At 66.4% G+C, this 22859-nt stretch carries 23 protein-coding genes; 10 read left to right on the top strand and 13 right to left on the bottom strand.

The features are described 5' to 3' along the window. Positions 1 to 219: 219 nt before the first annotated feature. From pdxH to dinG, 5 genes are all read right to left on the bottom strand, one after another. Positions 220 to 867 carry a pyridoxamine 5'-phosphate oxidase gene (pdxH, locus tag HNP46_RS07825; RefSeq protein WP_184587470.1) on the bottom strand — a complete coding sequence of 216 codons (648 nt, stop codon included), beginning with the start codon at positions 865 to 867 and terminating at the stop codon, positions 220 to 222. A 105-nt stretch (positions 868 to 972) separates the two neighbouring features. Beyond that, a complete protein-coding gene (locus HNP46_RS07820; protein ID WP_184587468.1) occupies positions 973 to 1779 on the bottom strand; it encodes an OmpA family protein in 807 nt (268 codons plus the stop codon). A gap of 245 nt (positions 1780 to 2024) precedes the next feature. Then, the gene (locus tag HNP46_RS07815) at positions 2025 to 3170 is read right to left on the bottom strand and encodes a serine hydrolase domain-containing protein (protein WP_184587466.1); all 1146 of its coding nucleotides are present in this window, start codon (positions 3168 to 3170) and stop codon (positions 2025 to 2027) included. Between the two features lie 103 nt (positions 3171 to 3273). After that, positions 3274 to 5556: a beta-galactosidase gene (locus HNP46_RS07810; RefSeq protein ID WP_184587464.1), complete on the bottom strand. Its 2283-nt coding sequence runs from the start codon at positions 5554 to 5556 to the stop codon at positions 3274 to 3276. Positions 5557 to 5760: 204 nt separating this feature from the next. Next, the gene (gene dinG, locus HNP46_RS07805; protein WP_184587463.1) at positions 5761 to 7905 is read right to left on the bottom strand and encodes an ATP-dependent DNA helicase DinG; all 2145 of its coding nucleotides are present in this window, start codon (positions 7903 to 7905) and stop codon (positions 5761 to 5763) included. Positions 7906 to 8027: 122 nt separating this feature from the next. Here dinG and HNP46_RS07800 point away from each other — a divergent pair, with 122 nt between their 5' ends. After that, on the top strand, positions 8028 to 8492 hold the full coding sequence (locus tag HNP46_RS07800) for a CopD family protein (protein WP_184587461.1): 465 nt from the start codon (positions 8028 to 8030) through the stop codon (positions 8490 to 8492). An 82-nt stretch (positions 8493 to 8574) separates the two neighbouring features. On the opposite strand, the gene HNP46_RS07795 is transcribed toward HNP46_RS07800, so the two are convergent. The 3 genes from HNP46_RS07795 to HNP46_RS07785 form a co-directional block, all read right to left on the bottom strand. Further along, on the bottom strand, positions 8575 to 9339 hold the full coding sequence (locus HNP46_RS07795; RefSeq protein WP_184587459.1) for a collagen-like protein: 765 nt from the start codon (positions 9337 to 9339) through the stop codon (positions 8575 to 8577). Continuing rightward, positions 9332 to 9619, bottom strand: coding sequence for a DUF1145 domain-containing protein (locus HNP46_RS07790; protein WP_184587458.1), 288 nt, complete (start codon positions 9617 to 9619; stop codon positions 9332 to 9334). The genes HNP46_RS07795 and HNP46_RS07790 overlap by 8 nt, the downstream gene beginning before the upstream one ends. A gap of 120 nt (positions 9620 to 9739) precedes the next feature. Then, the gene (locus HNP46_RS07785) at positions 9740 to 10372 is read right to left on the bottom strand and encodes an OmpA family protein (RefSeq protein WP_184587456.1); all 633 of its coding nucleotides are present in this window, start codon (positions 10370 to 10372) and stop codon (positions 9740 to 9742) included. A 139-nt stretch (positions 10373 to 10511) separates the two neighbouring features. Here HNP46_RS07785 and HNP46_RS07780 point away from each other — a divergent pair, with 139 nt between their 5' ends. From HNP46_RS07780 to HNP46_RS07770, 3 genes are all read left to right on the top strand, one after another. Then, on the top strand, positions 10512 to 11000 hold the full coding sequence (locus HNP46_RS07780; protein ID WP_184587454.1) for a DUF6231 family protein: 489 nt from the start codon (positions 10512 to 10514) through the stop codon (positions 10998 to 11000). Positions 11001 to 11002: 2 nt separating this feature from the next. After that, entirely contained in the window at positions 11003 to 11476 is a 474-nt protein-coding gene (locus HNP46_RS07775; protein ID WP_184587452.1) for a YchJ family protein, read from the top strand. Between the two features lie 123 nt (positions 11477 to 11599). After that, positions 11600 to 12226 (top strand): trimeric intracellular cation channel family protein, encoded by a 627-nt coding sequence (locus HNP46_RS07770; protein ID WP_184587450.1) that lies wholly within the window; start codon positions 11600 to 11602, stop codon positions 12224 to 12226. On the opposite strand, the gene HNP46_RS07765 is transcribed toward HNP46_RS07770, so the two are convergent. Continuing rightward, complete coding sequence (locus tag HNP46_RS07765; protein ID WP_184587448.1) at positions 12227 to 12790, bottom strand: hypothetical protein; 564 nt, start codon at positions 12788 to 12790, stop codon at positions 12227 to 12229. Between the two features lie 122 nt (positions 12791 to 12912). On the opposite strand from HNP46_RS07765, the gene HNP46_RS07760 reads away from it, so the two are divergent. From HNP46_RS07760 to HNP46_RS07745, 4 genes are all read left to right on the top strand, one after another. Further along, positions 12913 to 13398, top strand: a complete 486-nt coding sequence (locus HNP46_RS07760; protein WP_184587446.1) for an LEA type 2 family protein — start codon at positions 12913 to 12915, stop codon at positions 13396 to 13398. An 8-nt stretch (positions 13399 to 13406) separates the two neighbouring features. Beyond that, positions 13407 to 13607: an SEC-C metal-binding domain-containing protein gene (locus HNP46_RS07755; protein ID WP_024765232.1), complete on the top strand. Its 201-nt coding sequence runs from the start codon at positions 13407 to 13409 to the stop codon at positions 13605 to 13607. 169 nt (positions 13608 to 13776) lie between these two features. Continuing rightward, positions 13777 to 16317 (top strand): penicillin acylase family protein, encoded by a 2541-nt coding sequence (locus HNP46_RS07750; RefSeq protein ID WP_184587431.1) that lies wholly within the window; start codon positions 13777 to 13779, stop codon positions 16315 to 16317. Between the two features lie 194 nt (positions 16318 to 16511). Beyond that, a complete protein-coding gene (locus tag HNP46_RS07745; protein WP_184587429.1) occupies positions 16512 to 17069 on the top strand; it encodes an AAA family ATPase in 558 nt (185 codons plus the stop codon). Here the strand turns inward: HNP46_RS07745 and HNP46_RS07740 are convergent. After that, on the bottom strand, positions 17043 to 17633 hold the full coding sequence (locus HNP46_RS07740; RefSeq protein WP_184587427.1) for a hypothetical protein: 591 nt from the start codon (positions 17631 to 17633) through the stop codon (positions 17043 to 17045). The genes HNP46_RS07745 and HNP46_RS07740 overlap by 27 nt on opposite strands. 26 nt (positions 17634 to 17659) lie before the next feature. Further along, the gene (gene dcd, locus HNP46_RS07735) at positions 17660 to 18226 is read right to left on the bottom strand and encodes a dCTP deaminase (protein WP_017521037.1); all 567 of its coding nucleotides are present in this window, start codon (positions 18224 to 18226) and stop codon (positions 17660 to 17662) included. Positions 18227 to 18371: 145 nt separating this feature from the next. Here dcd and HNP46_RS07730 point away from each other — a divergent pair, with 145 nt between their 5' ends. Then, a complete protein-coding gene (locus tag HNP46_RS07730) occupies positions 18372 to 18866 on the top strand; it encodes a rod shape-determining protein (protein ID WP_184587425.1) in 495 nt (164 codons plus the stop codon). 16 nt (positions 18867 to 18882) lie between these two features. On the opposite strand, the gene HNP46_RS07725 is transcribed toward HNP46_RS07730, so the two are convergent. Both HNP46_RS07725 and apbC read right to left on the bottom strand, forming a co-directional pair. Continuing rightward, the gene (locus tag HNP46_RS07725; protein ID WP_184587424.1) at positions 18883 to 19497 is read right to left on the bottom strand and encodes a hypothetical protein; all 615 of its coding nucleotides are present in this window, start codon (positions 19495 to 19497) and stop codon (positions 18883 to 18885) included. A gap of 15 nt (positions 19498 to 19512) precedes the next feature. Further along, positions 19513 to 20607: an iron-sulfur cluster carrier protein ApbC gene (gene apbC / locus HNP46_RS07720; protein ID WP_184587423.1), complete on the bottom strand. Its 1095-nt coding sequence runs from the start codon at positions 20605 to 20607 to the stop codon at positions 19513 to 19515. Between the two features lie 205 nt (positions 20608 to 20812). Here apbC and metG point away from each other — a divergent pair, with 205 nt between their 5' ends. Further along, complete coding sequence (gene metG / locus HNP46_RS07715) at positions 20813 to 22846, top strand: methionine--tRNA ligase (protein WP_184587422.1); 2034 nt, start codon at positions 20813 to 20815, stop codon at positions 22844 to 22846. Positions 22847 to 22859: the final 13 nt, after the last annotated feature.

Raw genomic sequence — 22859 nt, 5'->3', positions numbered from 1 at the left:
CCAGGGCGCTCCCTCTCCCCCGCCCTGGCTGTGCGCCTCGCTCCGAAAGGAGAGGGAGCTGTCTGTGCCGGCTGACGCCATCGTTTCAACCTGCACCGAACGGTCCCCTCTCCCTTCAGGGAGAGGGTTAGGGAGAGGGAAACTCAGGCACAGATTTCCGAAGCAGAGGCAGTTGCTCCTACGAATGGGCCGCCTTCGGAGCATCGGGTGGCATTTTTCTCAGGGAGCCAGCCGCTCGCGCACCCAGGTGCCATTTTCGTTGCGGAAATTCAGGCGGTCGTGCAGGCGGCTCGGGCGGCCCTGCCAGAATTCGATGCGACTGGGCAGCAGGCGGAAGCCGCCCCAGAAGTCCGGGCAGCTTGGCGCCTCGTCGGCAAAGCGTTGTTCGGTCTCGGCCAGCAGTTGTTCCAGTTCGCCACGCCCGTCGATCACCCGGCTCTGCGGCGATGCCCAGGCACCCAGGCGACTTCCCAGCGGACGCACTCGGTAGTAGGCGGCGGACTCCTCCGCGGAGACCTTCTCCACCCGCCCCTCGATGCGCACCTGACGCTCCAGCGCCGGCCAGAAGAAGGTCATGGCCGCGCGCGGGTTTTCCGTCAGTTGCTGGCCCTTGGCGCTTTCGTAGTTGCTGAAGAAGGTAAAACCGCGCTCGTCCAGGCCCTTGAGCAGGAGCACCCGGCAGTGCGGCTGGCCGTCGGCGTCGGCGGTGGCGAGCATCATCGCGTTGGGCTCGACCGGCAGTTGCTCGGTCTTCACCGCGTCCTCGAACCACTGGCTGAACAGGCTGAACGGTTCGGCGGGGGCCTGAGCCTCGGTCAGTCCATCACGGGTGTATTCGCGGCGCATATCGGCCAGGGTCTGGGCCATCGGAAATCTCCTGCAGAAGAAGTCGTTAAGCTTATCCAGAGTTGCGCCTTCGCGCTTGATCCACGACAAGCGTCATTCCGGGCGGAATGACGCCTTGCGCGACGATCAGTTGGCCTGGGCAAGGGCCAGCAGGCTGGTGCGCTGGGTCACCAGGACTTCGACGCGGCGGTTCAGCGCGCGGCCTTCGACGCTGGCGTTGTCGGCGCGCGGCAGGCTGGAACCGACGCCCTTCAGGCGCAGGCGGTCGGCGCCCAGGCCGCTGAGACGGAAGATCGAGGATACCGCCTGGGCACGCTGCAGGCTGACCTTGTCGTTGGTCACCTTGTCGCCGGAGCTGTCGCTGTGGCCGAGCACCAGCACGCCGCTTTCCGGGTCGTTCTGCAGCATCTTCGCCACGTTGCCCAGCGGCGCCAGGGTCACCGGCAGCAGCAGTTCAGGACGCTTGGGGTTGAAGGAACCTTCCACCGGGGCGATCAGCACCAGCGCGTTGTCGCGGCGCTCGACGGTAAATTTGCTACCGGCCACCGCTGCACGCAGGGACTTCTCGTGCTGGTCCAGCCACTCCTTGGTGACCTTCACGTCCTGCGGCTTGGCCGCCTTGTCGGCGCCCGGTTGGCTCTCGCTCACCCCGAACGGCCACCACCAGTGGCCACCGGGTTGCTTGCTGCCGGCATCGGCGACCTTGGGCGCTTCCACCGCTTTCTTCTGCGGCGCGGGCGCGGCAGCGGTCACTTCCTCATCGCCACCGAAGGGCCACCACCAGTGGCTGGCGCCGGCCGCAGGCTTGGCAGCGGCAGCGGTGTCCGGCGCAGCCTGCGCCGAGTCCGCGGACTGGAACTGGCTGCAGGCGGAAAGACCGACGCACAGGGCCAGGGTGGAGAGTTTCAGCGAGTTCGAGAACAGCAGGTTCATGGGAGCGCTTCCATAAGGCGGAACATGACGGGAGGCCGGGTGCGACAGAGTGTCAGCCGCACCCCGACTTCAGCAATCAGCTTAAGAGTTGTACATAACTTACTCAGTTGGAACGAGATTTTAATCTCTAACTGACGAGCGGCGCCTCTCGGCGAATGAAGCGGAACGCCGTCGCATCGTTGGCGACGGCAAAAGCGGACGAGCTTAAGAAGACGCAGCGGGAGGAAGGTTCCTCCCGCTCGTCGTTACAGGCAGTCGCCGGCGAGGCGTGCCAGGCGCTGGGCGCGGGGGTCCATCAGCACGTAGGGGCCGAGGGTGTTGACGACGAAGCCGAAGGCCAGCTCGCGTTCGGGGTCGGCGAAGCCGATGGAGCCACCGGCGCCCGGATGGCCGAAGGCCCGCGGGCCGAGGCCGTAGGTGGCGTTGGCCACTTGCGGCTGGTCGAGCATGGTGCCCAGGCCGAAGCGGGTGCTGGTCAGCAGGGTGCGGTCGTCGCCCAGGGCGTGCTCGCGGGTCAGTTCGGCCAGCAGCGCTTCGTCCAGCAACTTGCCCTGCAGCAGGCCGCTGTAGAAACCGGCCAGCGAGCGCGCATTGCCGTGGCCGTTGGCCGCCGGCTGCGACATGCGCCGCCACTCCGGCTTGTTGGTGCTGGTGAGCACCGAGGGCGGGTTGGTGAAGGCGCGGGTGGAGAGCGCTGCGGCGTCGGTCATCATGGTGCGCAGCAGGCGTTGCGCGGCGGCATCACCCAGATTGCCCTTACCACGGGCGATGTGCGCCACGCGGTGGAACTCGCTGTCGGCGAGGCCGATATGGAAATCCAGCCCCAGGGGTTTCGCCGTGCGCTCGATGATGGCGGCGCCGGGCTCGCGACCGTCGACCCGGCGGATCACTTCGCCGATCAGCCAGCCGTAGGTGATGGGCGCATAACCGTGTTCGGCACCGGGCGTCCACCAGGGCGTTTCGGCGGCCAGTGCGGCGGTCATGGCGTTCCAGTCATACAGCGCCTCGGGCGCCAGCGGCTCATGGATCGCCGGCAGTCCGGCGCGATGGCACAGCAGCTGGCGCACGCTGATGTCCTGCTTGCCGTTCTGGCCGAACTCCGGCCAGTAGCGCGCCACCGGGGCGTCCAGCTCCAGCTTGCCCTCCCCCACCAGTTGCAGCGCGGCAACGGCGGCGAAGGTCTTGGTGCAGGAGAACAGGTTGAGTAGCGTGTCGGCCTGCCAGTCCTGGCCCGGCTCCTTGCCCGCGCTGCCGGCCCAGAGGTCGACCAGGGTCTCGCCGCCGACCTGGATGCAGAGTGCCGCGCCGCGCTCCTGCGGGTCCTCGAACAGCGCGCTGAAGGCATCGGCAACGGGGGTGAAGCGCGGATCACAGTGGCCGTTCAGGGTCATTTCAAGCTCCGGACATGCACAGGGGCGAAGGGCGCCATTGTTCCAGCGCGCTTCGCCCCTGGGAACCCTGCCGAAGGCAGGGTGCTGCCGCGGGAATGACGGATCATTGCTGCGACGGTTGTTCCTCGTCAGCGCTGTCGTCTTCGGCCGGAGCCGGTGTCGGCGCCGGCTCAGGCGCCGCCTTGGCAGCGGCACGGGCCAGTTCGTCGATGCCCTTGAGCGTCTGCTGGTTGGCCTTGCGCACGGCATCGACAAAGCCGGTGAACGGCAGGTCGGTGATGCCGACCAGGCCGATATGGCCGTTCTCGCCGTCGAGCAGGCGGCCGGTCACCGGTTGGTCGAGGTACTGGAACCAGTGCGCGCCGACGATATTCGGCGCCTTCGCCGCTTCGCTGAGGAAGCGCTGGTAGGCCTCGCCGCGCTGCTGCTCGTTGTAGACCTCGGCGACGCCGCCCCAGAACGGCCCGCGATCACGGGAGCCGAAGTGGAACTCGGTGATCAGCACCGGCTTGTCCAGGCTCTTCACGTAGTTGGCGTCGAAGCCCTGCTCGGGCAGCGGTACATAGAGGTTGAAGCTGAGGATGTCGCAGTACTGCGCACAGGAGGCCAGGGCCTCGGGCGTGCTGACGGCGAAGCGCGGGCCGAGCAGCAGGTGGTTCGGCGCGTGCCATTTCAGCGAGTCCTTCAGCGTCTTGAAGTACTGGTCGGCGTACAGCCGCAGGAAGGCGCTGTAGTCCTCGGCGATGGCCGGGTGCGCCTCGCTCGGGACCGGCGCCTGGTAGCCCGGCGCGTCGAGGTCTTCCCAGGCGCCCAGCTGCACGCCCCAGGCTTCGGCCAGGTGCTCGTGCTCCTGGTACTTGTCCTTGAGCTGCTTGATGAAGGCGCGCTTGGCCGGGCTGTCGGTGGACAGTTTCAGCGCACCGAAGGCCAGCGCGTAATGCCCCTGGGCATCGTCGCTGCGGCCGGCCCAGGCCAGCTCGTTGTCGGCGTAGTAACCCAGCAGCCAGGCATCCTCGCGGTGATCGCGGGCAGCGATGGCGATGGCGCGCTCGGCGGCCATGGCGAAACGCGGGTCGAACGGATCGGGCATGGCGCCCCACCAGTCGTAGCCGGTGCTGACGGTGGCATAGTCGCCGCTGATGGACAGCGGCACGCTGTAGGGCAGGCGCGGATCGTCGGCGAAGGCCGGATCGCTCCAGTCGCCCAGGGTATTGAAGCCCCAGGAGCCCAGGCGCTGCACGGTACGCTCGCGCCAGGCGGCTGCGGCAGCATCGGCGGTCAGGCCACCGTCGGCGCGGAAGCGGTTGGCGGCGTAGAAGTCGAACCAGCGGCCATTACCGAACGCGCGGCCCTGCTGGGCGCCAACGCCGCTGCGGTCGTCGCGCTGACCGTAGAAGGCGGCCAGCGGCTCGTCCTCCTTGGGCAGGCTGGCGAACATGTATTCGCGGCCTTCCACGTAGGTCTGGCTGCTGTCGGCGTTCACCGCGTTGACGCCCATGGACCAGAACGAATGCCCTTCGGGCGTCACCAGCCACCAGCGACCGTTGCGCTTTTCGGTGCGGAAGAAACCGGTGCCCTCGAAGGCCGGGCCGTCGAGCAGACCACCGAAGGCATCGCGGCCGGGCGCCGGCTGCCACTTCTTCAGTTGCTCGCCTTCGGCTTTCCAGGCGTTGGCCAACTGCTCGGGACTCTTCACCTTCTCCGGCCAGTCGCTGCGGGTGGACTGGCCAAAAGCGTCGACGATGCCGGTGTAGGCCTTGTGGTATTCGTCGTTGCCGGCGCGGGTGCCGAAGCGGCCGACGAGGATGTCCTGCGCCGCCTTGGGCGAGGTGAGAAACAGCTTCACCGCGCCGACCTGGCTGCGGTTCAGCTCACCGGTGACCTTGCTGGCCAGCAGCAGGCGCTGGCCGTCCTGGGTGACGGGCATGGGCACGCCGGCGCGCATGCCGAAGTCTTCCGGGGCGATGGCGTGCAGCGGGATCACCAGGGTCTGCGCCGGCCCCGGCGGCAAGGCGATGCTCGCGCGCAGGCCGGGGGCGCCGGCGACGCCTTCGATCTCCACTTCCAGGGTGATGGCCCAGTCCATGGCGTTCTGGATGCGCAGGCTGACGCTGTCGGCCTGGGACCAGTCCCAGCTGCCGCTGGACGGCGCCAGGCGCAGGGTCGGCTGTGGTGCCGGGTTGAAGTTCACCCGGCGCAGGATCTCGCCCTCGGGCGTGGCCTCGGCGGTGGAGCTGGGCAGGTCGGCGTTCTGCGTGGTGACGCTGACCACGGCCATCGGCTTGACGAAGTTGAACAGGGTTTCATTGCCGCCGGCCGACCAGGCCGGGGCACTGGCGATGGCCAGGCTGAGCAGCAGGGGCAGATGCCAACGCAAAGCGATCATGTGTCCTTGTCCTTACTACACGCCGCCTCAAGGCGGTCGTTTGGTTCAACCAGGAAGCATTATCCGCTCAGAGCTCAAGGATCTTGCGAGCTAGAGCAGAACAAGGCGGAAGCTGGCCCGGGAGCGGAGTTTACACGCAGTAAATGAGCATCACGGGCCAGCTTCCAACGCAGTTATGCCGACGCGCAGCTGATCAAACTCTGATCAAGCTATTTCGCGGCGGAATGGGGGTAACGCATTAAGAATGGCCTTGCCGTAACGCTGCGTCACCACGCGGCGGTCCAGCAGCGTGATGGTGCCGCGGTCCTGCTCGGTGCGCAGCAGGCGGCCGCAGGCCTGCACCAGGCGCAGCGAAGCGTCGGGCACGGCGATCTCCATGAACGGATTGCCGCCGCGCGCCTCGATCCATTCCGACAGCGCCGCTTCCACCGGGTCATCCGGCACGGCAAAGGGAATCTTGGCGATCACCACGTGTTCGCAGTAGGCGCCGGGCAGGTCCACGCCTTCGGAGAAGCTGGCCAGGCCGAACAGCACGCTCGGCTCGCCGTCGTCGACGCGGGAGCGGTGCTTGTTCAGGGTTTCCTGCTTGGACAGGTTGCCCTGGATCAGCACGCGCTTGCGCCAGTCTCGGTCGAGACCGTCGAAGACTTCCTGCATCTGCTTGCGCGAGGAGAACAGGATCAGCGAACCGCGCGAGCCTTCGACTATCTCCGGCAGCTCGCGGATGATCGCCGCGGTATGGGCGGCAGCGTCGCGCGGGTCGGCCTTGAGGTCGGGTACCCGCAACACACCGGCGTCGGCATGGTGGAACGGGCTCGGCACCACGGCGGTAACGGCGGCGCGTGGCAGGCCGGCGCGCATGCGGTAGCGGTCGAAGGTGCCCAGTGCGGTGAGGGTCGCGGAGGTCACCAGCACGCCATAGGCCACGTTCCACAGGTTGCGGCGCAGGGTCTCGGCGGCGAGGATCGGGCTGGCGTTGGCCTCGATGTCGTAGAAGGTGCCGCTCTCGGCCAGGGTCAGCCAGCGCGCCATGGGCGGGCTGTCTTCCGGGTCTTCGCTGGTGAAGGCGGTCCACAGCTCCCAGTTGCCCTGGGCGCGCGACAGCAGGCTGCCGAACAGCGGGTACCACTCCTCGGCCTGGTGGCTGGCGATGCCGACGCTGCCCTCCCCGTCCATGGCTTCCTTGAGCAGTTCGGTCAGGCGGGTGAAGAGGTCGGTGAGCTTGGAGAAGCCCTTCTTCAGCTCGATGCCCATGTCGCGGATGTGCTCGGGAATCACCCCGCCGACGAAGCGATGGCGCGGCCGCTCGCGGCCTTCCATGTCCTCGCCGGCACGGAAGTCACCGACCTCCTCGCAGGCGGTGAACATGAACTGCTGGTGCGTGCGCAGCTCGCGGGCCAGTTCCGGCACCTGCTCGATCAGCCGGCCGAGGTCGCCCGGCAGCGGGTTCTGCGCCAGCAGCTTGGTCAGGTTCTTCTCCACCTGGCCCAGCCAGTCGGCGGTGGCGCGCAGGCGGGTGAAGTGGGCGAAGTGGCCGATGGCCTTGTCCGGCAGGTGGTGGCCTTCGTCGAACACGTAGAGGGTTTCACGCGGGTCCGGCAGGATCGCGCCGCCGCCCAGGGCCAGGTCGGCCAGCACCAGGTCATGGTTGGTGACGATCACGTCGACCTTGGTCATGCCTTCGCGCGCCTTGTAGAAGGCGCACTGCTGGAAGTTCGGGCAATGCCGGTTGGTGCACTGGCTGTGGTCGGTGGTGACCTGCGCCCAGTGCGCGTCCTCGATGGCCTCGGGCCAGGAGTCGCGGTCGCCGTCCCAGCGGTTGCCGGCCAGGCGTTCGATCATCTGGTTGAACAGCTTGGCGGAGGTCTCGTCGACGTCGATGCGGAACCCTTCCTCCTCGAACAGCTGGGCGGTGGCGCTCTGCGCCTGGCCTTCCTGCAGCAGGTGGTCGAGTTTGGACAGGCACATGTAGCGCCCACGGCCCTTGGCCAGGGCGAAGCTGAACGACAGGCCGGAGTTGCGCAGCAGGTCGGGCAGGTCCTTGTGGACGATCTGCTCCTGCAGGGCGACGGTGGCGGTGGCGACCACCAGACGCTTGCCGGCAGCCTTGGCGCAGGCGATGGCGGCAAGGCTGTAGGCGACGGTCTTGCCGGTGCCGGTGCCGGCTTCCACCGCGACCACGGCGGCATCGCCCAGGCGATGGCCTTCCTCGTCAGTGGCGATGGTCCCCAGGACCTTGGCGACTTCGGCGATCATCAGGCGCTGGCCGTAGCGCGGCTTGAGTTCCTTGGCCTCGAGAAAGCGCGAGTAGGCGCCCTGGATCGTGCCTTTGAGTTCGGTGCTGAGCATGGACTTCCCGGGCCCCGGAGCATGCCTCGAGGACACATCCGGATGCTGGATAAATTTTCAGTGGTTCGAATCGGCGGCTATGATAGCGCGCTTGTCCTTTATCGCCAGCGGAGATCGTCCGAATGACACCCTTTGCCTTCGTCTATGCCCTGCACCTGCTGGCCGCCCTGGTCTGGGTCGGCGGCATGTTCTTCGCCTGGATGGTGCTGCGCCCGGCCGCGGTGGCCGCGCTGGAGCCGCCGGCCCGGCTGAAGCTGTGGCTGGAGGTGTTTCCGCGCTTCTTCCGCTGGGTGTGGGCAGCGGTAATCCTGCTGCCGGTGACCGGCGTGGGCATGCTGCACCTGAGCTTCAACGGCATGGCCGGCGCGCCGCGCTACGTGCAGGTGATGATGGGACTGTATGTGGCGATGCTCGCGCTGTTCCTGCGCATCCAGGCGCTGCAATTGCCAGAACTGCGCCGCGCAGTCGGTGCCGAGGACTGGCCGGCCGGTGGCGCCGCGCTGGGCAGGATCCGCAAGACCGTGGGCCTGAACCTGCTGATCGGCATGGCACTGGTGGCCTTTGTTGCTGCGCGCCCGCACTGGTAAGACGGCGCGCCGTCCATAAAAAAGCCCGTCCGCTTGCCGGACGGGCTTTTTACTGAGCAGTCCCTTACTGGCTAGCTGCGACTCAGAAGCGCTTCACGTCCAGGCGACCTTCGCCGCCCTTCGCGCCTTCCGCACCGCCCTGGCCTCGGGCGCCGGGCTTCTCGCCCGCCACCGAATAGAACCAGCAGCCCTTCCTGCCGCTGGGCAGGCCGGCCTTGCCGGGCTTGCCGCCCGCTCCGCCCGCGCCGCCTTCCAGGCGTACCTTGACCTTCTCGACAGCGAACTGCTCGGGCACTTCCAGGCGCACCACGCCGCCAGCAGCACCCTGCTGGCCATCGGCGCCGTTCTGCCCGTCACCGGCGGAACGCCCGCTGCCCCACAGGCAGCCGGAAGTCTGCGCGCTGCCGCCATCCAGGCCGTCGTAGCCGGGCGCACCGACACCGCCACGGACGTCGATCAGCAGGTTGTCCACCTGCACGTCCTGCAGGCGCAGGACCAGGTTGCGGCCGGCGCTGGCGGGCTTCTCGAAACTGCCGGAGCTGCCTTGCGCGGCGATCACGCTGCCGTCGGCGAGGTTGCCGTGCTGCACCTCGATCTGCAGCGCATCGCTGCCGGGGAACACCCCGATCCGCGCGTTCTTCGCCAGCTCCAGTTCGCCGATCTTCAGCTCCTTGACTCGCGACGGGATCAGCAGCGCGCCCTCAGGGCCGACGCTGATGCGATCCAGGCTCAGGCTGTCGCCCTTCACCGGCAGGCGCAGCACGGTATTGGCCTCCACCGAGACGGTGCCGGCAGCCGAACAGGCCAGCGGGGCGAACAGCGCCAGGCCCAGCAGCGATTTACGCATGGGTATCTCCTTCTACTTTTGCGGTTTCCGGCGGCGGCAGGGTGGCGAAATGGAAGACACCGAACAGCAGGATCTGCAGGCGGTCCATGCCCGGATGCGGGCGGCCCTGCAGGCGCTTGCGCAGCGCCAGGACTTCAAGGATGTGGATCAGCAGGATCAGCGCACCGGCCGCATTGAGCAGCAGCGCGAAGGGATGTGCAAAGGGTTGGATCAGGTTGGCCAGCACCGCCAGCCAGAACATCAGGGCAATCAGCTTGCCCAGCCCCAACAACGCTTTCATGAAATGCCCCCGTGTTTTTCTTTGCCGGGGAACATACGCCTCCGCACCGGGCGATGCCAGTGGCAACCGGGAATGACAAAGGGGGCCACCAGGGCCCCCTTTGCGCACATCACGCCAAAGTTACTGGCGAGTGATCTTGATTTCCACGCGACGGTTTTCGGCGCGGCCTTCCTTGGTCTTGTTGTCCGCCACCGGCTGGCTCTCGCCATAACCGACCACCGACTTGATGCTGCTGGCAGGTACGCCGGCATCGACCAGGTAGTTGGACACGGCGTTGGCGCGGCGCTCGGACAGTTTCTGGTTGTAGGCGTCGGTACCGATGCTGTCGGTATGACCGCCGATGTTCAGCTCGGTGGTCGCAGCCTCACCCTTCAGGCGGGTAGCGATGGTGTCGAGCTTGTCCTTGTCCTGCGCATCGATCTTCGACGAGTCGAAGGCGAAGTGCAGGTCACGCACGACGATGGTTTCTTCCTTGGGCAGCGGAGCCGGAGCCGGTTCCGGAGCCGGAGCGGGCGGCGGGACCTCGGCCACTTGCTCGGCGGCGCCATGCACCCAGCAGTAGGACGCACCCAGTACACCACCGATCAGGGCGCCCCAGCCCGCCCAGGCGCTGCTTTCGATGGAACCTAAACCTGCGCCACCCACACCGCCTACCACGGCGCAAGTCGGCCAGTCGGACTTCTGCAACCCTGCGCAACCGGTGAGCAACGTGCTTACCAGCAGCAGGGGTAAAGCGGTCCTTTTGATGCTCATAAAGTTAAGTCTCCTCTAATGATCGGGTCTTGACCGACAATTACCGAGTAAAGACGTGACTGACAGAATGCGCCAGCACTAGGCCATATGGGTGTCACACGCTAGTCTTCGTTCATTATTTTTTGCATCGACGAGTCCCATGATTTCATCACGCACCCCGCAACAAGCCCTCGCCGCCCTGCTCGATCGCTATGCGCCGCAGCGCCTGCTGCTGGTGGGCGCCAGCCAGATTCCGGCGGTGGATGCCTTCCTCGCGGCGCACCCGGATTGCGAACTGTTTCACGCCGACGCCGGGGCGCTGCCAGCCGACCTGGCGGGCCAGCGCTACGACCTCGCGCTGCTGGCCGATTGCCTGGAGCACCTGCCGCGCCGCGAAGCGCAGCAACTGGTGGGCGGCATCCGCAACCTCAACAGCAGCCGCGTGGCGGTGCTGGTCGACCTCGATGCCGCGCAGGCGCAGGACGCCGACTTCTACGCGCTGGCCATGCAGGCCAGCGAACGCTTCCAGCGCGACGCCCAGGTGATCACCCTGTTCACCTACGATCTGCGCGAGTACAAACAGGTCCCGGACTGGCTCAACGCGAAGTTCTGGGCCAACCCGCAAAACTTCGGCAAGTACTGGTGGTGACCATGACCGAACCGACCTGCCCCTGCGGCAGCGGCCGCCCATTACCCGACTGCTGCGGGCGCCTGCATGCCGGCGTCGCCGCGCCCACCGCCGAGGCGCTGATGCGCTCGCGCTACAGCGCCTATGCCCTGGGCCTGGTGGATTACCTGCGCGCTACCACGCTGCCCGCCCAGCAACAGGGCCTGGACCTGGAAGCGATCCGCACCTGGAGCCTGGGCAGCACCTGGCTGGGCCTGGAGGTGGAAAGCCACGAAGTGCTCGGCGGCCAGCCGGAACACGCGCGGGTAACCTTCGTCGCGCGCTGGCACGACGCCAATGGCGAGCACAGCCATCGCGAATGCTCGGGATTCGTCCAGCGCGAAGGCCGCTGGTACTTCCTCGACCCCACCGTGCCGATGAAGCTCGGCCGCAACGATCCGTGCCCCTGCGGTGCGGGCGGCAAGCTGAAGAAATGCTGCGGTCCCTGGATTGAGTAAGGCAGGATCGAGGCAAGCGCCGATCCGTCCCCCTTGGGGGCCTGAGGTGTCTGGGCTAGAATCCGCGCTTTTTTCCGGGGCGGCGGCCAATCGCCGCACCGGCTACTCCTGCCGGACCTCGCCATGCTGCTGACCGTTCTCTACATCATCGCCATCACCGCCGAAGCCATGACCGGCGCGCTGTCCGCCGGGCGGCGCAGCATGGACCTGTTCGGCGTAGTGCTGGTGGCCTGCGTCACCGCCCTGGGTGGCGGCTCGGTGCGCGACATGCTGCTGGGCCACTACCCGCTGACCTGGGTACGCCACCCGGAGTACCTCGCGCTTACCGCCGCAGCAGCCCTGATCACCGTGTTCATCGCCCCGCTGATGCGCCACCTGCGCTCGCTGTTCCTCGCGCTGGACGCCGTGGGCCTGGTGGCCTTCACCCTGATCGGCTGCCAGGTCAGCCTGGAAATGGGCCACAGCCTGCTGATCGCCGCCGTCAGCGGAGTGATCACCGGGGTATTCGGCGGCATCCTGCGGGACATCTTCTGCAATGACGTGCCGCTGATCTTCCGCCGCGAACTGTACGCCAGCGTGTCCTTCGCCAGCGCCTGGTGCTACCTGATCTGCCTGCAGATCGACCTGCCCAAGGAGCAGGCCATGCTGATCACCCTGTTCGCCGGCTTCCTGTTCCGCATGCTGGCGATCCGCTTCCACTGGGAAATGCCCAAGTTCGTCTACCAGGACGACCCGCACCAGGGCGACTGATCAGTCCGCCAGCTTCAGGTGACTGGTGTCCGGTGCCGGCCCCGCAGGTTCGGGCCTGGCCTGGCCCATGTCGCTGCCCACCGGGGCGACGCTGAACTGACTGAGGTCCACCCGCGGCGCCTGGGCCTCGGGCTTCTCGTCCTGCAGGTCGGAACCCACCGGGGCGAGGCCGAAGTCCGGCGCCTCGACATCGGCGAATGCCGCCATGTACTCATCGCGCGGGGCCACTTTCAGGCGGCCCTGCGGCGCACTTTCGCCAGTTGCCGTCGACCGCGGCGCAGCGGCGACCGGCTCGGCGGGCGGCGGTGGCGCCAGCTCGATCTCCTCGATCTGCGCATCCATGTCGACCACCTCGACGACGGCGCCGGCGCGCTCGATCACGCTGCGGTACTTCTCCGCCGCCTCCGCGTCGAGGTTGTTCTTGATCACCATGCGGCGCCCGGAGAACAGCAGCGCGATGCGCTGGGCGTCGGCCTGGAACAACCGGGCCAGGTTGGCTTTCACGGTCTCCAGTTGAGCACCCGGCACCGTCTGGCCCGAGAAAGCGATCTCATAGCGGCTCATCTTCACTCTCCTGTGTTAACCCGCCGGTTACATTCGGCCAGTATGGTGCAGCTTCTTTTAACCTAACAACAACTTGCAGCCGAGCAGGTGCTTGGTACACTGGGGCGTCTTGAGGGGTAGACATGAATTATCAGGCGCAAATGATAAGAATTCTCAGCCTGATCTGGCTGTTCGGTTTCGTATCGGGCTGTAGCTGGATGGCTGGTGATTTCGAGCAACCCGACGTGAAGCTGCAGAAGGTGGACGTCGTCAAGGCTCGCCTGCTGGAACAGGAATTCGTCCTGCACTTCCGCATCGACAATCCGAACGACTTCAGCCTCCCGGTCCGCGGCCTGGCCTACAAGGTCAAGCTCAATGATGTCGATCTCGCCGAGGGCGAGTCGAACGACTGGTTCACAGTGCCGGCCAATGGTCACGAAACCTTCGAGGTGCCGGTGACCACCAACCTGTGGCGGCACATGAAGTACATCGTCAAGCTGCTGGAAGACCCGGACAAGCCGATCAAGTACAGCCTCACCGGTGAAGTGAAGACCGGCCTGCTGTTCGGACAGAGCGTGCACATCGCCCGCAATGGCGAGATAATTCCCGGCGATTTCATCCCCGAGTGAGCGTCACCATGAGCCAGGAACCCCACGTACACGGTCCGAACTGCAACCACGACCACGATCATGACCACCACCATGACCATGGCCACGTGCACGGCCCGCATTGCAACCACAGCCACGAGCCGGCCCGTAACCCGCTCAAGGACGTGGGCCGCAACGATCCTTGCCCCTGCGGCAGCGGCAGCAAGTACAAGAAGTGCCACGGCGCCTGACCCAGGCCCTACGCACTGCAAAGAAGGCCCGCCCCGTGCGGGCCTTCTGCTGTCTGGCACGACTATCGGCCAGTCACTGAAAATCCCGCCGTGCGTGGCTTGCACAGCTATCCTCGGCTCACTAACGTAGCGCCTTTTCCGCGTCCCTCTTGTGCAGGAGCACATCTCCATGGCCCCGCGAGCCTTCCGCCGGCTTCCCAGCTTCGGCCTTGCCGCCACCCTCAGCGCCGCCGTCAGCCTCAGCGGCTGCCAGGGCTGGCTGAATGACCGCTATTCCGACAGCCTGCCGCCCAGCTATGGCGTGCAGCCGATCAAGGGCCTGGCGGACAACGTGTCGATCCGCCGCAACAGCCTGGGGATGCCGCTGATCGAGACCAGCACCTTCCACGATGCGCTGTTCACCCTGGGCTACGTGCACGCCAGCGACCGCATCAGCCAGATGGTCGGCCTGCGCCTGATGGCCCAGGGACGCCTGTCCGAGATGGTCGGCCCCGGCGCCCTGGAGACCGACCGCTTCATGCGCACGGTGAACCTGAAGAAGGCCGCGGATGCGCTGTATGCTGGCTCTTCGCCGCGCCTGAAGCGCTTCTTCGAGACGTACGCGCGCGGCGTCAATGCCTACCTGTACCGCTACCGCGACAAGCTGCCGATGGACCTGGCCGAATCCGGCTACCGTCCCGAGTACTGGAAACCGGAAGACTCCGCGCTGGTCTTCAGCCTGCTGAACTTCGGCCTGGCGGTGAACCTGCAGGAAGAGATCGCCTCCCTGGTGCTGGCGCAGAAGGTCGGCGCCGACAAGCTGCCCTGGCTGACGCCGATCTATCCGGACGAAGCGCTGCCCTTCGAGGAAGCCGAGAAGCTCAAGGGCCTGCGCCTGGACGGCAGGATCGCCGGGCTCGACGCCCTCGACCGCGCCGCCGGGCAGGTCGCGTCGCTGCAGATGATGGGCGTCGCCGCCTCCAACAACTGGGCCATCGCCCCGCAGCGCAGCCGCAGCGGCAAAAGCATCCTGGCCAATGACACCCACCTGCCGCTATCCATGCCCTCGGTGTGGAACTACGTGCAGATCCGCTCGCCCAAGTACAACGCCGCGGGCGTCTCCATCGCCGGCGTACCGGGCGTGGTGGCCGGTTTCAACGGCAAGCTGGCCTGGGGCATGACCATGGTCATGGGCGACAACCAGGACCTGTTCCTCGAACAGGTGAAGCGCCAGGGCAGCAAGCTCTACTACCTCGCCGACGGCCAGTGGAAACCGGCCATCGAGCGCAACGAGACCTTCTTCATCAAGGGCCAGAGTCCGGTCCGCGAGGTCATCTACGAGACCCGTCACGGCCCGCTGCTCAACAGCGCCCTGGGCGAGCGCAAGCACGAACTGCAACCGCTGCCGCTGTCCAGCGGCTACGGCATTGCCTACCAGAGCATCCAGAACGAGACCGACCGCACCCTCGACGCCTTCTTCGACCTGTCCCGGGCGAAGAACGTCGAGCAGGCCTTCGATGCCACCCGCGACGTGCGCGCCATGGCGCTGAACATCGTATTCGCCGACGAGAAGCACATCGGCTGGCAGGTCACCGGGCGCTTCCCCAACCGCAAGGAAGGCCGCGGCCTGCTGCCCTCCCCCGGCTGGGACGGCCGCTACGACTGGGACGGCTACGCCGACCCGATCCTCCATCCGTCCGACCAGGACCCGGCGCAGGGCTGGCTGGGCACCGCCAACCACCGCAGCGTGCAGCCGGGCTACGGCGCGCAGCTTTCCAGCTCCTGGTACTACCCCGAGCGCTACGAGCGCATCGCCCAGCTCGCCGGCGCCAGCAAGAGCCACGACTACCGCAGCATGATCGCCATGCAGTACGACCAGACCACGCCGTTCGCCGGCAAGCTGCAATCGATGCTGGATGCGCCGGGCATGGCCCAGCCGCTGAAGAAGGCCATCGACGCCCTGCCCGCCGACCAGCGCGCCCGCGCCCGCGAAGCGCTGGACCGGATCATGGCGTTCGACGGCAAGCTCTCGCCCACCTCCGGCGACGCCGCGCTGTACGAAGCCTTCCTGCAGGAAAGCACCCGGCAGATCTTCCTCGACGAGCTGGGCCCGGAAGACAGCCCGTCGTGGAAGGCCTTCGTCGAGACCGCCAACCTCTCCTACTCGGCCCAGGCCGACCATCTGCTGGGGCGCGACGACAGCCCGTTCTGGGACGACACCCGCACCCCGCAGAAGGAAGACAAGCCGGCGATCCTCGCCCGCAGCCTGGCCGCCGCCACCGCCTTCTGCGAACAGAAGCTGGGCAGCGACCGCCGCGCCTGGCAGTGGGGCAAGCTGCACACCTACGAGTGGGTCAGCGACAGCACCAAGATGGCGCCCAACCTCAGCGCCAGCGAGCGCGCCAGCCTCGGCGCAATCAAGGGCTACCTGGACCGCGGCCCGTACCCGGCCGGCGGCGATCACACGACGCTGAACGTCTCCGCCTACCACTGGGGCCAGGACTTCGATACCTGGCTGATCCCGGCCATGCGCCTGATCGTCGACTTCGGCCAGAGCGAACCGATGATCGCCCTCAACAGCAGCGGCCAGTCCGGCAACCCGGCCAGCCCACACTACGCCGACGGCATCGACGCCTGGCTGAAGGGCAACTACATGACCTTCCCGTTCCAATCGCAGAACCTGGAGAAGGTCTACGGCGTGAAGCGCCTGACGCTGGTGCCGGAAAAGTGATGATCTGAAAAATATTTCACCGGGGTCGGGAACTTGCATCCCGCCTCGGAATCAGAATTGTCGACTTACTCCATGATCATATTCAGGCACCCCTTGGGTGCCTTTCTTTTTTCCCGCCCCGCTTCCGCCGTACCTCCCCTCGCAAGACCTTCCCGACTGGCACTCCCTCCATCCTTTACCCAGGAGTCATCGCCATGTCCGAATCCCTCATCGTCATCACCGGCGGCCCCGGAGCCGGCAAGAGCACGCTGCTCGACTATCTGCACCAGTATCACGGCCTCAACGTCATCGAAGAAGGCGGCCGCGCCATCATCCGCCAGCAACTGGCCATGGGCGCAGACGCCCTGCCATGGGCCAACCGGGAAGCCTTCTGCCAGGCGATGTTCGAACACGCGCTGACGACCCGCGAGCAAGCGCTCGCTGCGGGCGGGCTGTGGCTGTTCGATCGCGGCCTGGTGGATGTGCTGGGCTATGCGCGGCTTTGTGGCCTGCCTGTTCCCGTCGAACTGGAAACCGCCGCTCGGGAACTGCGTTATGGGCCGACTGTTTTCCTGGCACCGCCGTGGGAAGCCATCTACCGCCAGGACGCCGAGCGCCGGCAGGACTTCACCGAAGCACGGCGCACGGCGGCAGTCATGGCCAGGGTGTACGAAGAGCTGGGCTATCGCATCGTGCGGCTGCCGCTCGCGGGGCTGGAGGAGCGAGCGGCTTTCGTGCTGGAGTCCCTAGGGACGGCTCATCACGCCCATTGAAGCCGCAGCGGCCAGCGGCTCGGGCATGCTCACGCTGAGGGAGACCACGACCTGATGGCTCTCGCCCTGGATGCCGTAGTCCTCGGAATTACCGTAGCCCAGCCAGATTTCGCTCTCGCCGCTCATGCGGATGTCGGACAACTCGTCGCCGTCGCCTTCCAGGCCGTTGAGCCCCTGAGTGGCCGCGCCACGCTCCTGGCCCAGATGCACCTTGCCGTCCACGGCGAAGGTCAGCGGGTCCTTGCCAGGCTCGACCTGGTCCAGCCAGCCCAGGAACAGCGACGGCGTGAACCGGCTGTGCAACCAGCAGCGCACTTCCGTCAGGCGCTGCCCCTTGAACACCAGCAGCGTGGCGTTGCCGTAGAGCAGGCCCTGCTCGCCATTGCGCATGGGCAGGCGCGCCGTGGGCTCGCCCAGGCGTTCGACGAATTGCTTCAGGGGAGCGTTGGGCGGCAGGCCAAGCACGTCGCCACCCGGGGTGACGTTGAGTTCGGCGGCCGCCAGATGGCCGCTGGCGCCCAGCAACAGGGCGCAAAGCAGGCCCCGCAGTCCTTGCGAGGTCATGTCCGTGTTCTCTCTGTACGGCCCGATCAGGCCTTGGGCAGGGTCACGCCGGTCTGGCCCTGGTACTTGCCGCCGCGATCGCGGTAGGACACTTCGCAGGCCTCGTCCGACTGCAGGAACAGCATCTGCGCCACGCCTTCGTGGGCGTAGATCTTCGCCGGCAGGTTGGTGGTATTGGAGAATTCCAGGGTCACGTGGCCTTCCCACTCGGGCTCCAGCGGGGTCACGTTGACGATGATGCCGCAGCGCGCGTAGGTGCTCTTGCCCAGGCAGATGGTCAGCACGTCGCGCGGGATGCGGAAGTACTCGACGGTGCGCGCCAGGGCGAAGGAGTTCGGCGGGATGATGCAGACGTCGCTGTTGATGTCGACGAAGCTCTTCTCGTCGAAGTTCTTCGGGTCGACCACGGCCGAGTGGATGTTGGTGAACACCTTGAATTCGGCGGCGCAGCGCACGTCGTAGCCGTAGCTGGAGACGCCGTAGGAAATCACCCGGCTGTCATCGGCACCACGGATCTGGCGCTCGACGAACGGCTCGATCATGCCGTGTTCCTGAGCCATGCGGCGAATCCACTTGTCCGATTTGATGCTCATGGCGGGTGTCCTGTGCGGCGGTTGAAAAAAGAAGGCGAATCTTACCGGGCGTCACAATTTCCAGCAAAGGGTGCGGCCGGATGGTCGACGGCTTCAGGTGGATTTCCGTAACCTGCGCCGCATCGCCTCACGGAAGAGACCGCAAATGCTTGAGCACTTTTCGTCCACCCTGTACCTGAAGCTTTCCCGTCACTGGATCAGCGGCGTGCTGCTGCCCTCCGGCCAGGCGTTCGGCGAACCACCGCTACTGGCCCTGCGCTACGAAGACGGCAAGCCCAAGGTCCTTGCAGTCGGCGAGGCGGCACAGCAACTGCAGGGCCAGGCCGGCGTCGAGGTACTCAACGGCTTTGATCATCCACGGACGTTGCTGGCGAACTACCCCATCTGCGAGAAGACCTTGCAGCTGCTGTTCCGGCGCCTGGTACCCAGAACCCTGTTCAAGGCGGCGCCGATCGCGATTCTGCACCCCCAGGAACTGCTCGAGGGTGGCCTGACCATGGTGGAAGCCCGCGGTTTCCATGAGCTTTGTCGCGGGGCGGGGGCACGCAAGGTGCACGTCTGGACCGGGCGGGAACTCAGTATCGATGAGCTGCGCAACGGCCAGTTTCCGGATGGAGCCGGAACCGACTGGAAAGTGTGAGGGCTCCTCCGCGGGCTCAGGGCAACCAGGCCGTTCGCAATCGTCGCTGCTCCACCGAGAAGCGCAGCCAGTCTTCGGCATAGGCGTCGGCGCAATCGCATTCGGCGCCGGGCACGGCTTCGCGCACCAGGCGCAAATCGACTCCCTCGGCTGACTGACGCAGCACCAGGCTGGACGTCTTCAGCAGGCCTTCCAAGGCGCCGGGATCGCCCAGGCGCTTGTCCACAACCTGCAAAGTGACCAGATCCAGCAGCAACACATCCACCACCGGCAGGCCGGGGAGGTTGTCGCGCACCAGGAGCAGCAGGCCGAGGCCGTTGCCCATGTCCAGCAGCGGCACTGGGTCGCAGGCGCTGCGCGGGCTGCCGAGCAGTCCGGTGGCGTGGTAGAGGGCGGGCGGCAGTGGCAGCGCGACGCTGGAGCCGTCGGCGCGGCGCGCCTGCACGGTCATGTCGTCCTCGAAGGCATCACCGGAGGCGGAACGGAAGTCCAGGGTCAACGGCTGGCCGCCGATCACACACTGGGCCTGCCAATCGGCGGAGTCTTCGTCGGCGCCCCAGCCCAGTGAGCCGGTGAGGCCCAGGCACGCCGCCAGCAGCCAGCCGGCGGCGCTTTTCGCATCCTTGCGCATGGGAGTTCCTGGCGATCAGTCGTCGCTGATGGAGATGTTCGGCATGTCCGGAGCGGCCTTCTCGCTCAGGGCGATGCGGGCGCCGACGCAACGCGCCATTTCCTGGTAGATCATCGCCAGTTGGCTTTCCGGATCGGCGATCACCGTGGGCTTGCCGCCGTCGGCCTGCATGCGGATGGCCATGGACAGCGGCAGCGAGGCCAGCAGTTCCACGCCGTACTGCGCCGCCAGCTTCTCGCCGCCGCCCTCGCCGAACAGGTGCTCGGCGTGGCCACAGTTGGAGCAGATGTGCACGGCCATGTTCTCCACCACGCCCAGCACCGGGATGTTGACCTTGCGGAACATCTCCACGCCCTTCTTCGCGTCGAGCAGGGCCAGGTCCTGCGGGGTGGTGACGATCACCGAGCCGGCCACCGGGACTTTCTGCGCCAGGGTCAGCTGGATGTCGCCGGTGCCCGGCGGCATGTCGATGACCAGGTAGTCCAGGTCGTTCCAGGCGGTCTGGGTGATCAGCTGCAGCAGCGCGCCGGAAACCATCGGGCCGCGCCAGACCACCGGGGTGTTGTCGTCGGTGAGGAAGGCCATGGACATGACTTCGACGCCGTGGGCTTGCAGCGGGATGAACCACTTCTGCTCACGGATCTGCGGCCGGGTACCCTCGGGGATACCGAACATGATGCCCTGGCTCGGGCCATAGATATCGGCGTCGAGGATGCCCACCCTGGCGCCTTCGCGGGCCAGCGCCAGCGCGAGGTTGGCGGCGGTGGTGGACTTGCCCACGCCGCCCTTGCCGGAGGCCACGGCGATGATGTTCTTGACGTTGCTCATCCCCGGCACCTGGGCCTGGGCCTTGTGCGCGGCGATGTGGGTTTCCACTTTCACCTGGGCCGAGTCGACACCGTCCAGTGCTTCCAGGGCCATCTGCACGGTCTGCGCCAGGCCGTTCCTGAACAGGCCGGCGGCGTAGCCCAGCTCCAGGGTCAGCGCGACGCGCCCGCCCTGGATGTCCAGCTCGCGCAGGTAGCCGGCGTCCAGCAGGTTCTGGCCGGTGTGGGGGTCGTTGATCTGGCGGAGGACGGCCTCCACCGTGGCACGGGTAACGGCGCTCATGGGTACTCCCGATGAAAGACTGAGCAGAATAGGCGGGCATTCTAACAGCAGCGGCAGGCTTCAGGCTGCAGGCTCCAGGCGCGACTTGGCGCCTCGCTCCCGCCTGCAGCCCATAGCCTGCCGCCTGTAGCCCATTCTGGCTTACCGCTTGCCGCTTCCTATATAGTTACCGATTCCCTCGTTTTAACCGGAACGGCCGATCATCATGTCCGAAGCCCGCAAGATCCTCGTCACCAGCGCCCTGCCCTACGCCAATGGTTCGATCCACCTGGGTCACATGCTGGAGTACATCCAGACCGACATCTGGGTGCGCTTCCAGAAGATGCGTGGCAACCAGGCGGTGTATGTGTGCGCGGACGATGCCCACGGCTCGGCCATCATGCTGCGCGCCGAGCGCGAAGGCATCACCTCCGAGCAGTTGATCGACGGTGTGCGCGCCGAGCACATGGCCGACTTCGCCGATTTCATGGTCGACTTCGACAACTACCACTCGACCCACTCGGACGAGAACCGCGAGCTGTCCTCGGCCATCTACCTGAAGCTGCGCGACGCCGGCCACATCGCCACCCGTCCGGTGACCCAGTACTTCGACCCGGAAAAGCAGATGTTCCTGGCCGACCGCTTCATCAAGGGCACCTGCCCCAAGTGCGGCACCGCCGACCAGTACGGCGACAACTGCGAAGCCTGCGGCGCGACCTACTCGCCCACTGAGCTGAAGGACCCGAAATCGGCGATCTCCGGCGCCACCCCGGTGCTCAAGGAATCGCTGCACTACTTCTTCAAGCTGCCTGACTTCCAGAACATGCTGCAGCAGTGGACCCGCAGCGGCACCCTGCAGGACTCGGTGGCCAACAAGCTCGCCGAGTGGCTGGACAGTGGCCTGCAGGAATGGGACATCTCCCGCGATGCGCCCTACTTCGGCTTCGAGATTCCCGATGCGCCGGGCAAGTACTTCTACGTCTGGCTGGACGCGCCGATCGGCTACATGGCCAGCTTCAAGAACCTCTGCGCGCGCCGTCCGGAGCTGGACTTCGACGCCTACTGGCAGCAGGGTTCCGACGCCGAGCTGTACCACTTCATCGGCAAGGACATCGTCAACTTCCACGCGCTGTTCTGGCCGGCCATGCTCGAAGGCGCCGGCTACCGCAAGCCGACCGCGCTGAACGTGCACGGCTACCTGACCGTCAACGGCCAGAAGATGTCCAAGTCGCGCGGTACCTTCGTCAAGGCGCGCACCTACCTGGACCACCTGGACCCGGAGTACCTGCGCTACTACTACGCCTCCAAGCTGGGCCGCGGCGTCGACGACCTCGACCTGAACCTCGAGGACTTCGTGCAGAAGGTCAACTCCGACCTGGTCGGCAAGGTGGTCAACATCGCCAGCCGTTGCGCCGGCTTCATCCACAAGGGCAACAACGGCCTGCTGGTGGACGCCAACCCGGCGCCGGAGCTGGCCCAGGCCTTCAAGGACGCCGCGCCGAGCATCGCCGCCGCCTACGAAGCCCGTGATTTCGGCCGTGCCATGCGCGAGATCATGGCCCTGGCCGACCAGGCCAACGCCTGGATCGCCGACAAGGCCCCGTGGTCGCTGAACAAGCAGGAAGGCAAGCAGGACGAAGTCCAGGCGATCTGCGCCCTGGGTGTGAACCTGTTCCGCCAGCTGGTGATCTTCTTGAAGCCCGTGCTGCCGAAGCTGGCCGAAGCCGCCGAAGCCTTCCTCAACGTCGCCCCGCTGAAATGGGCCGACCACGAACAGTTGCTGGCCAACCACCAACTGAACCCGTTCAACCCGCTGATGACCCGTATCGAGCCTGCGAAAATCGAAGCCATGATCGAAGCCTCCAAGGAAGACCTCGCCGCCGCCAACCAGCCTGCCGGTAACGGCGAGCTGACCAAGGACCCGCTGGCCGCGGAGATCAACTTCGACGCCTTCGCCGCCGTCGACCTGCGCATCGCGCTGATCGAGAAGTGCGAGTTCGTCGAGGGCGCCGACAAGCTGCTGCGCCTGTCCCTGGACATCGGCGACGAGAAGCGCAACGTGTTCTCCGGCATCAAGAGCGCCTACCCGGACCCGAGCAAGCTCGAAGGCCGCCTGACCCTGTACGTGGCCAACCTGGCCCCACGCAAGATGAAGTTCGGCGTCTCCGAAGGCATGGTCCTGGCTGCCGGCCCCGGCGGTGAGGAAATCTACCTGCTGAGCCCCGACAGCGGCGCCAAGCCCGGCCAGCGCGTCAAGTAAGCATCGCCAGGCA

The organism is Pseudomonas nitroreducens (assembly GCF_014204515.1).
GTDB lineage: Bacteria > Pseudomonadota > Gammaproteobacteria > Pseudomonadales > Pseudomonadaceae > Pseudomonas > Pseudomonas nitritireducens_A.
Note: the sequence above shows the minus strand (reverse complement) of the source record. Positions and strands in the feature narration are given on the sequence as shown.